The 12,451-nt window shown below is 62.2% G+C and carries 10 protein-coding genes; 7 read left to right on the top strand and 3 right to left on the bottom strand.

Annotated features, from left to right (window positions below):
* Nucleotides 1–9 precede the first annotated feature (9 nt).
* Together M2281_RS11255 and M2281_RS11250 are read right to left on the bottom strand one after the other, a co-directional pair.
* Nucleotides 10–780, bottom strand: a complete 771-nt coding sequence (locus tag M2281_RS11255; RefSeq protein ID WP_280821262.1) for a GntR family transcriptional regulator — start codon at nt 778–780, stop codon at nt 10–12.
* Nucleotides 777–1,658, bottom strand: a complete 882-nt coding sequence (locus tag M2281_RS11250) for an ROK family protein (protein ID WP_280821261.1) — start codon at nt 1,656–1,658, stop codon at nt 777–779. Before M2281_RS11250 ends, M2281_RS11255 begins: the two co-directional genes overlap by 4 nt.
* A 387-nt stretch (nt 1,659–2,045) precedes the next feature.
* Between M2281_RS11250 and M2281_RS11245 the strand changes: the two genes are divergently transcribed.
* From M2281_RS11245 to M2281_RS11230, 4 genes are all read left to right on the top strand, one after another.
* Entirely contained in the window at nt 2,046–3,338 is a 1,293-nt protein-coding gene (locus M2281_RS11245; protein ID WP_280821260.1) for an ABC transporter substrate-binding protein, read from the top strand.
* Between the two features lie 42 nt (nt 3,339–3,380).
* On the top strand, nt 3,381–4,271 hold the full coding sequence (locus M2281_RS11240) for a carbohydrate ABC transporter permease (protein WP_280821259.1): 891 nt from the start codon (nt 3,381–3,383) through the stop codon (nt 4,269–4,271).
* Nucleotides 4,268–5,119, top strand: coding sequence for a carbohydrate ABC transporter permease (locus tag M2281_RS11235; protein ID WP_280821258.1), 852 nt, complete (start codon nt 4,268–4,270; stop codon nt 5,117–5,119). The genes M2281_RS11240 and M2281_RS11235 overlap by 4 nt, the downstream gene beginning before the upstream one ends.
* A gap of 231 nt (nt 5,120–5,350) precedes the next feature.
* Nucleotides 5,351–6,967 carry a GMC family oxidoreductase gene (locus tag M2281_RS11230; protein ID WP_280821257.1) on the top strand — a complete coding sequence of 539 codons (1,617 nt, stop codon included), beginning with the start codon at nt 5,351–5,353 and terminating at the stop codon, nt 6,965–6,967.
* A gap of 18 nt (nt 6,968–6,985) precedes the next feature.
* On the opposite strand, the gene M2281_RS11225 is transcribed toward M2281_RS11230, so the two are convergent.
* On the bottom strand, nt 6,986–8,479 hold the full coding sequence (locus M2281_RS11225) for a PLP-dependent aminotransferase family protein (protein WP_280821256.1): 1,494 nt from the start codon (nt 8,477–8,479) through the stop codon (nt 6,986–6,988).
* Nucleotides 8,480–8,609: 130 nt separating this feature from the next.
* Between M2281_RS11225 and M2281_RS11220 the strand changes: the two genes are divergently transcribed.
* The 3 genes from M2281_RS11220 to M2281_RS11210 all read left to right on the top strand — a co-directional run bounded on the left by M2281_RS11220 (nt 8,610) and on the right by M2281_RS11210 (nt 12,404).
* Entirely contained in the window at nt 8,610–9,713 is a 1,104-nt protein-coding gene (locus M2281_RS11220; protein WP_280821255.1) for a mandelate racemase/muconate lactonizing enzyme family protein, read from the top strand.
* A complete protein-coding gene (locus M2281_RS11215) occupies nt 9,713–11,191 on the top strand; it encodes an aldehyde dehydrogenase family protein (RefSeq protein WP_280821254.1) in 1,479 nt (492 codons plus the stop codon). Before M2281_RS11220 ends, M2281_RS11215 begins: the two co-directional genes overlap by 1 nt.
* A 133-nt stretch (nt 11,192–11,324) precedes the next feature.
* The gene (locus tag M2281_RS11210; RefSeq protein ID WP_280821253.1) at nt 11,325–12,404 is read left to right on the top strand and encodes an extracellular solute-binding protein; all 1,080 of its coding nucleotides are present in this window, start codon (nt 11,325–11,327) and stop codon (nt 12,402–12,404) included.
* Nucleotides 12,405–12,451 lie beyond the last annotated feature (47 nt).

Raw genomic sequence — 12,451 nt, 5'->3', positions numbered from 1 at the left:
GGCTTGCTGTCAGCTTCTGGGGTTGGATGGAACGCGGCCTGCGCGCAATGTCGAGCGGATCTCGTAGCGATCGCCGCGCATGGTTGAGACCGTGTATTCGAAGGGACCGCGCTCGTCGGTCGTGATGCGCTCGACGATGAAGGCCGGGGTGCCTACGGCCAGGTCGAGCAACTCCGCGTCAGCTTCGGGCACGGTGCCGACGCGATAGCTTTCCTGGGCCTCGAGCGGGACGATCCCGTAAAGGCGCTCCAGCGCCTCGTAGAGCGAACCTTGAAGAAGGCCGGAGTCGAGAAAGCCCGGCACCCGCGCGCCGGAAAGCTGCGCGGTCTGGATACCGATGGGTTCGTCATTGCCGAGCCGCAAGCGCCGGATGCGCACGACCGGATCGCCTTCCTCGATTTGCAGGGCCGCCGCGGTGGCAGCATCGGCTTTGGTCAGGCTGCAGTCGAGAATGCGCGATCCCACCGAGACGCCGATATTGCGCATTTCCTGTGTGAAGCTCGTCAATTCGCGCGTGCCAGCGACAAGCGTGGTCGAGCGCACGAAGGTGCCCCGCCCGTGTTCACGCCGCAGCAGGCCGTGCTCTTCCAGGTTGCGCAGCGCATGGCGCAGCGTGATGCGACTGACGCCGAACAGCGCGCACAACCGGTCCTCCGCCGGTATCTGGTCGCCGGTGCTCCATTCGCCGCTCTTGATGATGGCGCGGATCGCTTCTTCGACCTGGAACCAGAGCGGTTCCGGGCGCCGTCGATCCGGCTGCTGAAAGCTCGCGTCCGTCATCTTATGTGCCTCCAGTCTGGTCCGGCGGCTCCGGCCAGTGCGGCTCCGATCAACCCAGCTCGCGAGCCGAAAGCGCCAGGCCTGATTTCGATGCCGCGCAGATGCGGCGGCAATTGTCTTCTCAGCGCAGCGAGCAGGGTCGGGCCGACCACATCCAGCGCGTCGGCGATGCCGCCGGAAATGAGGACCACCTGCGGATCGAGCAGGCCCACCGCGCCGGCCAGCGCAGTGCCGAGCCGACGCATCGGCATGTCGAGCGCGGCGACCGCGTCCCCCTTGCCCGCCCGAGCCGCGTTCACCAGAGCGCGACCGTCGGCCAATCCGAGGTCACGAGCGATCCCGTCCAGTGCGCGGCCCGATGCAATGCGCTCAAGCCAGCCGCTGCGATCTTCGCCGGCGTCTTCTAGGTCCGCGCAGGCCCATCCGAACGAGCAGGCGCCACCCTGGCCTCCTGAGACGATACGCCCGCCAGCCAGAACCGCCGAGCCTATTCCCGTGCCGATCGCCAGAAGAAGAGCGTCGGAAAGCCCGCTCGCGGCGCCCTCGCAGGCCTCCGCCAACATGGCGATCTGCGCATCATTGCCGACGGCGACACGCATATTAGGAAACAGCACCTGCAGATCCTGCCCATCCAGATAGGGCAAATTAGGCACCCAGCGGCAGCGTGTGCCTTCCACGAGACCGGGAACTGCGATGCCCAGCGCCTCAGCACCACCAATTTCGGCGCAGAGCCCGCGGAGACGGGTCACAAATTCTTCGAGACTTGCGGGCGCTGTCTCGCGCGCGGTGGGCTCAAGCCGTGAAACGTCACCATCGAGAAGGGCTGCCCGCATGTTTGTGCCGCCGAGGTCGATGGCGAGCGTGCGGATCATCGACATGGCTGGTCAAAGCCCAAGGCCGCGCACCGCGAGGATTGCGCAGGCGACGACGACATGATTGCCTGGATCGACCCTCCGGTTGCGCGGCATGCAGCTTGTCTTGTCATAAAGGGCATCTGGATCCAGCGTGGACCTTGATGGTCGAAACCGTTTGCATCCTCAAGTCATTATAACGACTTTCTCGCGTCTGCAAGCGGATTTGCGCAGGCGACGCCTACCGCAGGGCAACCCGCGTCCCTCACGCCGCTGTTTTCGCCTCCGAAAGTCGCGGAACCGGTATACTTCAGGCGCCAGCATCGCTCCGGCCTCGCGAAGTTATCGCTTGCAACCCCACTCAAAGTCATCATAACGTTATGCCGACCACAGTATATCCGACGGGAGGATGGGATGACTTTGGCGTGGACTTCGAAAATCGCGCTTGCTACCGGGCTTGCGATCTTGCCCGCCTCGGCCTGGGCCGAGACAACCAATATTTCCTACCTGACGCACTGGTCGCCGGAGACGGTTGCTCTTTTGGAGGCGGCGGCGAAGGATTATTCGAAAGACCATCCCTATGTGGCGGTGACAGTGCGCGCCGTTCCCTTCGGCGATCTGCTCACCACGCTGCGCTCACAGGGCGGCGGCTCCGACGGCCCTACCATCGGCGGCATCTATGACCTGTGGCTACCCGAACTGGCCCGCGACAAACTGGTGGCCCCGGCGCCGGAGGCGGTAGCCTCGGACGTCAAGCAGGCCTGGCCGGCCGGCGTGGTCAGCGCCGCCTCGGTTGGCGGCACGCTCTATGGCATCCCCAACGAGATCGATGTCTATGCGCTGAACTACAACAAGGACCTGTTCAAGGAAGCCGGCATCGAAGCCGCGCCCAAGACATGGGACGAGCTCAGGGAAGCGGCAAAGAAGCTCACCAAGAAGGATGCCGGTCAGCAGGGCTTCGGCATGATCAATTCCTGGGCGGCCGGCGTGGTGCATCCCTTCGCCTCGTTGCTGGTTTCCAATGGCGGCGACCTGGTGAAGGACGGCAAGCCGGCACTGGACAGCAAGCAGGCCGGCGAGACTTTTCAGCTCTATGAGGAACTGATCAAGGACGGCGCAAGCGAACCGTCCATGGCAACGGCGGACGCCAACACCACCGGTCCCTTCCTCGACAACTTCGTCTCCGGCAAGACCGGCATGATCATCATGGCCAATTGGTGGGAGAGCGCGCTGAAGAGCGGCATGGGAGACAAATTCTCCAATATCGCCACCGCTCCTATCCCCGTTGGGCCGAGCGGCGACAAGCCTCACTCGATCTCCTATTCCTGGATGACGGTAGTCAATGCCAAGGCCGGCGACGGCGAGCAGAAGGCGGCATGGGACTTCCTGGCTTGGCTGAACAGTCCGCAGTCGGGCAAGAACGGCGCCTCGGCGATGTCGGACATACTGATGTCGATGGGCATCCTGCCATCGCGCACCTCCGACATCGATGCCCACAAGGACAAGCTCGGCTCCGACTTCCTCTCCGGCTATGTCAGCGTGCTGGCCGACGCCAAGCCGTTCCCGGTGGTACTGGGCGGCCAGGAGTTCAGCGAGTCTCTGCAGCAGACGGTGGAAGCCCTGCAATATGGGCAGGTCTCGGCCAAGGATGCGCAGGCGAATGCGCAGACCGATGCGACCTCCATCCTGGAGCGGGCCGCCAAATAGGCGGGCCGCCGGTTGCTTAGAGGCGCCGTTGGAACCTGATCGATGACCAGCAGCTATCGCGCTTCGGCGGGCATCATGCTTGCGCCCGCCGTGACGCTGATCGGCGTCTTCATTGTGATCCCGATGCTGCTGACCGTCTGGCTCTCATTCCAGGACTGGTCGACCCAGACGCCCTTTTCCAGCGTGCGCTTCGTCGGCATCGACAATTTCCGCGAAATCTTCGGGCCTACTTCCATCGGTCGAGATTTCAAGGGCGCGCTCACCAACACCGCGATCTACACCGCACTGTCGGTAGTCCTCATCCTGCCGCTTTCTGTGCTGTTCGGATTGCTCGTCTACCAACGCGATATCGCCGGCGGCACGGCACTGAGAACCGTGCTGTTTTCAACCTATATGGTGCCGATGATTGCGGTCGCCCTGGTGTGGTCGAAACTCTACGCGCCCACGGAAGGGCCCATCAACCAGATGCTTGGCTTGATCGGCGCCGGCCCCCAGCCCTGGCTGTCCTCGCCGAGCTCGGCGCTGACTTCAATCGTCTTTCTCAACGTGTGGCAGCAGGTTGGCTATTTCACCGTGCTTGCGATCGCCGGGCTAACCCAAATCCCAGGTAGCCTCTATGAAGCGGCAACGCTGGACGGTGCCAGCCGCGCCGAGCAGTTCCGCTTCATTACCCTGCCCTTGCTGCGGCGGACGCTGCTCTTCAGCGCCGTCATCGCCATCATCAACGCCGTGCAGGTGTTCGAGCCTGTTGCGCTCATCACCCAGGGCGGACCGGTGGGCTCCACCAATGTGCTGACCTACCACATCCGTCGCGTCGGCATCGAGCGGGCACAGGGCGGGTTGGGGTCGGCGATGGCGGTGATGTTGATGCTGGCGCTGGTCGTGGTCGTGTGCGCGCTGTTCGCCTTCGTGAACCGTAGGGACAGCGAATGAACGGCCGACTTACGCGTAGTGGCTTGACGGGACACAAGGCGCTGGTCGGCACGCTGATGCTGCTTGTCGCCGTGGCGTCCGCCTTTCCGCTGGTCTGGATGGTGCTTTCCAGTCTCAAGACGCCGGCCGAAAGCATGCAGGTGCCGCCGGTATGGATACCTCGCACCCCCAGTCTCGAGGCCTACGAAAAGGTCTCCGGCGTGATCAATGTCGGCCGCTCGATGTGGAACTCGTTGCTGATCGCCTCGATCACCACGGCCGGCATCCTCGCGACCAGCATGATGGCCGGCTACGCATTCGCCAAATACCGCTTTCGCGGTCGAACGCTTCTGTTTTCGGTGCTGATCGCCACCATGTTCCTGCCGCCCATCGTGACGCTCATCCCGCTTTATCGGGTCATCGGCTCCATTGGGCTCAACGCCAGCCTGGCGGGCGTGATCCTGCCCAACCTGGCCAACGCCTTCGGCATATTCCTAATGCGGCAGTTCATCGCCGGCGTTCCGGACGACCTCATCGATGCGGCGCGGGTCGACGGAGCATCGGAACTGCTGATCCTGTTCAAGATCGTGGCGCCAAGCGTAGCGCCAGCAATCGCGGCGCTGGCGCTGTTTGCCTTCGTCTACCACTGGAACAGCTATCTGTGGCCGCTGACCGTGCTGCAGGGAAATGCGGATGCCTATCCGATCGTCATAAGCCTCAGTCGGCTGCTCAGCTACAATCGCGGCGCGATCAATACCGGACTTGTCATGGCCGGCGCGACGCTCGCAGTCCTACCTCCGCTCGTCCTGTTCGTCTTCCTGCAGCGCTTCTTCGTGGATTCGATCGTCAGCTCGGCGGTCAAGGGATAGTCGCTTCTGCCGGCCCAAACCGAATGGCAGTATGCGAGGAGTGCAATCTTTATTGGGCGAGAAAGTTCGTGCCAAATCATGCTCGCAGTGCCTCGCAGAAACCAACGCAGCATAACTTAGCCGACTATCCCGAAGATTTTCGGTCAATGGCTTTATGGTCTTGCCGCAATGGCTCCTTTTCGTCATGACCAACCCATGTAGAAGCTTGGCTCGCATGAGGAGGGCCGAGCGGTGGCGGATTTCGATTTCATCATTGTAGGCGCTGGATCGGCTGGCTGCCTGCTCGCCAATCGCCTTACCAAGTCCGGCAGGTTCCGCGTGCTCTTGCTGGAAGCCGGCGGCAGCGACCGGCGCTTCATGATCCGCATGCCGATCGGCTACGGGCACAGCTTTTACAATCCGAAGGTGAACTGGCGATTAGAGACCGGGCCGCAGGAAGCGCTTGCCGGCCGCACCAGCTATTGGCCGCGCGGCAAGGTGCTCGGCGGCTCGTCTTCCATCAACGCCATGGTCTATGTGCGCGGCCAGTGCCACGACTTCGACGACTGGGAGAGGGCCGGCAATCCCGGCTGGGGCTGGAACGACGTGTTGCCCCATTTCAAATCCATCGAGACCTTCGAGCGCGGCGACGACGAGTGGCGCGGCGGGTCGGGCGAGCTCCACGTCACTGACATGGCCCCGTCCGTTCACCCGCTGTGTACGGATTGGCTGCAAGGCGCGCGCCAGGCCGGCTTTTCCCAGACGCCCGATTACAACGGCGAACAGCAGGAAGGCGTGTCGGTCTATCAGATCAGCGCCAGGAAGGGCATTCGGGCATCGTCGGCTACGGCGTTTCTGCATCCGGTGGCCAAGCGTCCCAATCTGACCATCGTTACTGGCGCCTTGGCGACCCGCATCCTATTCGAAGGCGCGCGTGCGGTGGGCATCGACTATGAGGTTGATGGCCAAAAACTCACCGCGCGCGCCAGGCGGGAGGTGATACTTTCCGCAGGGGCGGTTCATTCGCCCACCCTGCTCCAGCATTCGGGCGTCGGGCCCGGCGCTCTGCTACAGAAATTCGGCAAGCAGGTTGTCAGCGACATGCCTGCGGTCGGACAGAACCTGCAGGACCATCTCGGCATCGACTATCTCTACCGCTCGCGCAGGCCCACGCTCAATTCGCTGCTGCGGCCCTGGTGGGGCAGGATACTGCTTGGCGCGCGTTACGTTCTGTTCCGGGACGGGCCGCTGTCGCTCAGCGTCAACCAGGCGGGCGGCTTCGTCAAATCGCGTCCGGGCCTCGATCGGGTCGACATGCAGCTCTATTTCTCGCCCGTCAGCTACAGCAAGCCGACGCCGGGCGTGCGCCGACTGACGATGCCGGATCCCTTTCCCGGCTTCTTCATTGGCATCCAGCCCTGCCGGCCGAACAGCCGGGGTTCCATCAACATCGGATCGCCCGATGTCAAGGCAGCGCCGGTCATCGAGCCGAACTATCTTTCCGCGCCCAGGGACATGGAGGAAATGCTGGCTGGCGTTCGCCTCATTCGGCGTCTTGCCGAACAGCCGGCCATCAGCAACCTGATCGTCGAAGAGATGAAACCCGGTAAGGCTGTAACCGACGAAGACGGACTGATCGCCGACATCCGCGCCCGTTCGGGCAGCGTGTTCCATGCCTCCTGCACGTGCCGCATGGGGCCTGACGACGGAACGAATGTGGTTGACTACCGCCTGCGCGTACATGGTTTGCAAGGCTTGCGTGTCGTCGACACGTCGATCTTCCCGAATGTTACCTCCGGCAACACCAACGCGCCGACCATGATGGTGGCTGAGAAGGGCGCTGCAATGATCCTGGAAGACAACCGCTGACGACGGCACCCGCGGTCGTCAGGTGTGATGCCTTTCCAAAACGCGGGCCAGCGTTTCGACGCCCTTGCCGATCGCGCGCTCGTCAATGGCGCTGACGCCAAGCACCAGGCCGGGCTCGACCTCGCGACGGTCGATGCAAAACCGACCGATGGGAGAAACGACAAGGCCTGCGTCGGTTGCATCGGCCGAGACTCGGTCCTCATCCATCGATGGCGAGGCGAATTTGCCGAAAACGTGGAATCCGGCGACCGAGCGGTTGAGTTTCAGGAGCCCGTCGAGATGCCGGGCCGCGGACGCATGGAAAGCGGCGTGGCGCTCGGCATAGATTTCGCGCATGCGGCGCAGATGCGTGGCGAAATGGCCCTCCTCGATAAACGCGGCAAGAACCGCCTGGATGCTGGACGGCACACCTTGCAGGAACGCGCCGGAGATGCGCTGGAAGACCGGCACGAGCGGCTTTGGCGCTATGTAGAAGCCCAGCCGAAGTGCCGGAAACATCGTCTTGGAGAATGTTCCGACATAGATGACACGCTCGCCCGCATCGCCACTCTTCAGCGTCGGCAGCGGTCGACCGTCGTAACGAAACTCGCCGTCGTAATCGTCCTCGATGATCCAGGCGCTGTTGCGATTGGCGGCCTCCAGCAATTCGCTGCGCCGTGCCAGGCTCATCTCGACACCGGTCGGGTGTTGGTGCGAAGGAGTAACGAAAGCAAGCCGGAAATCGGGGGCAAGCCGCAACCCGCTTTCGACCGATATGCCTTCGGTATCCACCGGAACAGGCACCATCCGCGCCCCGCAGGCAATCAGGCTGTTGCGGGCGCCGATTGCGCCTGGGTTCTCGAACCAGACCGGATCACCAGGGTTTAGCAGCACGCGGCCGACGAGATCGAATGCCTGTTGGGCGCCGTTGACGATGAAGATCTGCTCGACATCGCAGGACAGGCCACGATTGGCACGCAGATGCTCCGCAATGGCGGAACGCAGTCGCGGGTGGCCGTTGGCATCGGAGTATCCCATGATCTCGTCGCGCGCCTCACGCCAGTGCTTGGCCGTCAGGCGAGCCCACACTGCCAGTGGAAAGGCATAGTAGTCGGGCAGCCCGGTAACAAAGGCGCGGGGCCGGCTGGGATGCGACAAACGCTGGAAGAAGCGCGGCGAGGCATCGGTAATGATATCGGCCAGCTTGGTCGAAACCGGACCCGCAGGCTCCACCTGCAGCGATTTCTCCGGCTTTCTCGTTTCGGCGAAGTCCGACACATAGGAGCCCGAACCGGTGCGGGAAACTATTAGCCCTTCGGAAGTCAGGCGTTCGAACACGGCCATCGCCGTCGTGCGAGAAATGTCGAGTTCCTTCGCCAACGTCCGGCTGGACGGCAGCCGCTTGCCGGCCGGCAAATCGCCCGAGGTAATGAGCTGGCGTATCGCTCCATAGACCTGGGTGGTTATGGACTTGCCAAGCGAGCGGTCGACGGTGATGGAGAACAACAGCTCACCGGAAGACCTTTTTACCATCTATCACACCCCGAATTCCCCAGAGGAGGGATAACCGGCTTCCCGATTTTTCGAAAGTGGACCTTACGATGCAACAGCGGATTTCATAGCCCATTCTCAAACGATATCGGCCAAATCTTGAGGTGCGGACTTGAAGATCAAACGTATAGAGACTTTCTCCAACCAGTTTGTCGGCTTTGTCCGCATCACTGCCGAAGATGGAACTCAGGGTATCGGCCAGGTCTCGACCTACAATTCCGACATAACCTCGACTGTCCTGCACCGACAGGTCGCGCCCTACGTCCTCGGCACCGACTTCGACGACATCGATGCCCTTACCGACCGGGTGATCGAGCGCGAGCACAAATTTCCAGGGTCCTACATGAAGCGGGCACTGGGTGGCCTCGATACGGCGATCTGGGACCTGCGCGGCAAGGCGGCGGGCCTGCCGGTCGTCAGCCTGCTTGGCGGCAAGCCGGGCAAGCTGCGCGCGTATGCCTCTTCCATGAAGCGCGACATCACGCCGGTTGACGAAGCGGAACGCTTCAGGCGTCTGCGCGACCAGTTCGGCTTCGACGCCTTCAAGTTCCGCATTGCCGCCGAATATGGCCATGACGTCGATGAATGGCCGGGCCGCACTGAAGAGATCGTCCCGACCATCCGCCGGGCACTCGGCGACGATGTCGCACTTCTGGTTGATGCCAATAGCGGCTTTTCACCGAAGCGCGCCATCGAGGTCGGCAAGCTACTGAAGGATAACGGCATTGAGCACTTCGAGGAGCCATGCCTCTACTGGGAACTGGAGCAGACGAAGGAAGTCACCGACGCGCTGGACATCGCGGTGACCGGCGGTGAACAGGACTGCGAGATCCCGACCTGGCGCCACATGATCGAGATGCGCGCCGTGGACATCGTGCAGCCTGACATCCTGTATCTCGGCGGCATCAGCCGCACCTTGCGCGTTTGCGACATGGCGAGAGCCGCCGGTCTGCCGATCACACCTCACAGCGCCAATCTCGGCCTGGTGACCTTGTTCACGATGCATCTGCTGCGCGCCATAGAAGGCGCGGGGAAATACCTCGAGTTCTCGATCGAGGGGCCGGACTATTATCCCTGGCAGGAAGGCCTGTTCGTCAAGTCTCCCTACACGGTCGAAGACGGCATGGTAACCGTGTCGGACGAGCCTGGCTGGGGCGTGGAGATCGATTCCGAATGGCTGGCCAAGTCCAGCTACCAGGTCAGCGAGGTCGAGTGATGGCCGACTGGTCGACAACCGCCGCTGCAGTCTCCAATCAGCTACCGTCGATGCACTTCATCGATGGTGAGTGGCGCAGACCGCTCTCCGGCAATCTGATGGAAACGTTCGACCCCGGCCGTGCCGAGCCGCACGCCCAGTTTGCAGCCGGTACGGCCGAAGACATAGCCGAAGCGGTTGCGGCTGCAAAGCAAGCCGAGAGCGGCGAATGGCGCAAGGCGACCCCGGCCGAGCGTGGGCGCATCCTGATGCGGGCGGCAGAACTTATCCGCCAGAATGCCGAGCGCCTTGCGACCGCCGAGGTACTGGACAGCGGCAAAACGCTCGCCGAAGCGCGCGGCGACGTGCGCGGATCGGCCCGCGCGTTCGAATATTACGCTGGCGCAGCCGACAAGCATGAAGGCAAAGCCTATCCCCTAGGACCGGACTATACGTCCTACTCCATCGAGGAGCCAATCGGGGTCACCGCCCATATCGTGCCGTGGAACTATCCGCTGTCGACGGCATGCCGATCGATCGCTCCGGCGCTTGCGGCCGGTTGCACCGCTGTCGTCAAGCCGGCTGAGCAGACGCCTATGACGGCACTGCTGCTGGCGGAGATCCTTGTTCAGGCGGGGCTGCCGAAGGGCGTGTGCAACGTGGTGACCGGAACCGGCATCGCGGCTGGCGCTCCATTGGTTTCGCATCCGGATGTCCGTCACGTCACCTTCACCGGCTCGACCGTTACCGGCATCAATGTGATGAAAGCCGCAGCACAGAACATCGCTTCGGTGACACTCGAGCTCGGCGGCAAGTCGCCGAACATCGTCCTGGCCGACGCCGACCTCGAATTGGCCCTCGACAATGTCGTCGGTGCGATCTTCGAAAACGCGGGCCAGATCTGCTCTGCGGGCTCGCGGCTGGTCATCGAACGGTCTATCCATGCTGAATTCATGGAAAGGCTGGTCAAGCGAGCCCGGGGCCTAACCATCGGTCACGGGCTCGGCGAAGGCGTGAATTTCGGCGCCATCAATTCAGCCGAGCATCTGGTAAAGGTTGCATCCTACGTCGAAGGCGCCAAGTCCCGAGGCGTCAACGTGGCCGCCGGAGGCAACGCCGTGGTCGATCCAGCAACGGGCAAGGGATGGTTCTTCGAACCGACCATTCTGGATGACGTCAAGTGGGACGATCCCGTGGTGCAGGAAGAGATCTTCGGCCCGGTGCTGGCCGTCCAGATCGTCGATGGCCTAGAGGAGGCTATCGAAGCCGCCAACTGCACGGACTACGCGCTGGTGGCAGGGCTTTTCACCAAGGATTTGTCTAAGGCACATCGCATTGCGCGTGATGTCGATGCCGGACAGTTCTTCGTGAACGAATATTTTGCCGGCGGTATCGAGACGCCGTTCGGCGGCAACCGCCGCTCCGGCATCGGGAGGGAGAAGGGGCTGCTTGCGGTGGCGAGCTACTGCAAGACCAAGGCGGTGACGATCCGCATTTGAGCACCGCGACATCGCCAAGCGGCATCATCTTTCATTGAAAGTGGACCTTATAGGCTGTTGTACTGTCTCGCATAGTGGAAGCTGGGAATAGGCTGAATTATCGTTCAGTCCGAAAATAAGTCGGGAGAGAGGAATGATTTTGAAAAAACTGATTACCGCGCTTGTGGGGGCCACCGCGTTTCTTGCCATTTCCAGCGGAGCTAATGCGGAAACGCTTCGCATTCTGACCTGGGGCGGCTATGCCCCCGACAACGTGATCCAGCTGTTCGAGAAAGAATACCCCGACATTAAGGTCGAGGTGACGCTTTCCAACAACGAGGAGATCATCGCCAAGCTGCGCGCAACCGGCGGTGCGGGCTTCGACCTTGCCCAGCCCAGCCATGACCGCATCTACGGGGCACAGCAGGAATACGCCATCTACAAGCCGCTCGACCTGTCGAAGATCAACACGTCAGAGATGCAGGAAAACCTGCTGGAAGGCGTCAAGGCCAACACCACCATCGACGGCAAGGTCTATGCCGTGCCGCATCAGTGGGGCACTTCCGGCCTCGTCGTCGACATTTCCAAGGCGCCGAACGTCAAGGGTTGGGGCGATCTGTGCGATCCGGAATACAAGGGCCGCACCTCGATGCGCCTGAAGCGCACGATCCTGCTTGGCATGGCCTTCTCGCTCGGCAAGGACCCGTTCGCGCTGTACGCCGACAAGGCCGCCTACCAGAAGATGCTCGACGAGGTGACCGAGAAGCTGATCGCGTGCAAGAGCAACGTGAAGACCTATTGGAACGGCGGCGACGATCTTTCGACCCTGCTGCTCTCGGGCGAAGTCGTGGCTTCTGAAGCCTGGGATTCGACGGCCTTCAAACTCTACGGCCAGAACAAGAACCTCGTCTATGTTCCGCCGGCAACCGGCGCGCTGGCCTGGATCGACACCTTCACCATTCCGCGCAAGGGCAAGGCCGACGACGCTGCCTATAAGTGGATCAACTTCGTGATGCGCCCCGACATCGTCAAGCTGATGTCGGATTCGACCGGCGCGATCTCTGCAGTCAAGGGCGGCGTCGAGCTCCTTCCGGAAGACAAGAAGGAAGCCGTAAAAGTCGCGTTCGACGACAAGGCATTGGCTAATCTGAAATTCTTTGCCAACGTGCCGTCTGGTCTCGAGGACATGGAAGGCAAGGCCTTGGAGCGCATCAAGGCTGCCACCTCCAACTAAGCGACCTGACATTCATACGGCCCGCGGGGAGCAAACCTCCCTGCGGG

The organism is Pseudaminobacter soli (ex Li et al. 2025), from assembly GCF_029892515.1.
GTDB classification, from domain to species: Bacteria; Pseudomonadota; Alphaproteobacteria; order Rhizobiales; family Rhizobiaceae; genus Pseudaminobacter; species Pseudaminobacter soli_A.
This window is presented reverse-complemented; position numbering and strand designations above follow the sequence as displayed.

What these genes read in the sequence shown, in the direction of transcription:
- M2281_RS11255 (WP_280821262.1), bottom strand. Translation starts at nt 780, where the DNA reads ATGACGGACGCGAGCTTTCAGCAGCCGGATCGACGGCGCCCGGAACCG.
- M2281_RS11250 (WP_280821261.1), bottom strand. Translation starts at nt 1,658, where the DNA reads ATGTCGATGATCCGCACGCTCGCCATCGACCTCGGCGGCACAAACATG.
- M2281_RS11245 (WP_280821260.1), top strand. Translation starts at nt 2,046, where the DNA reads ATGACTTTGGCGTGGACTTCGAAAATCGCGCTTGCTACCGGGCTTGCG.
- M2281_RS11240 (WP_280821259.1), top strand. Translation starts at nt 3,381, where the DNA reads ATGACCAGCAGCTATCGCGCTTCGGCGGGCATCATGCTTGCGCCCGCC.
- M2281_RS11235 (WP_280821258.1), top strand. Translation starts at nt 4,268, where the DNA reads ATGAACGGCCGACTTACGCGTAGTGGCTTGACGGGACACAAGGCGCTG.
- M2281_RS11225 (WP_280821256.1), bottom strand. Translation starts at nt 8,479, where the DNA reads ATGGTAAAAAGGTCTTCCGGTGAGCTGTTGTTCTCCATCACCGTCGAC.
- M2281_RS11215 (WP_280821254.1), top strand. Translation starts at nt 9,713, where the DNA reads ATGGCCGACTGGTCGACAACCGCCGCTGCAGTCTCCAATCAGCTACCG.
- M2281_RS11210 (WP_280821253.1), top strand. Translation starts at nt 11,325, where the DNA reads ATGATTTTGAAAAAACTGATTACCGCGCTTGTGGGGGCCACCGCGTTT.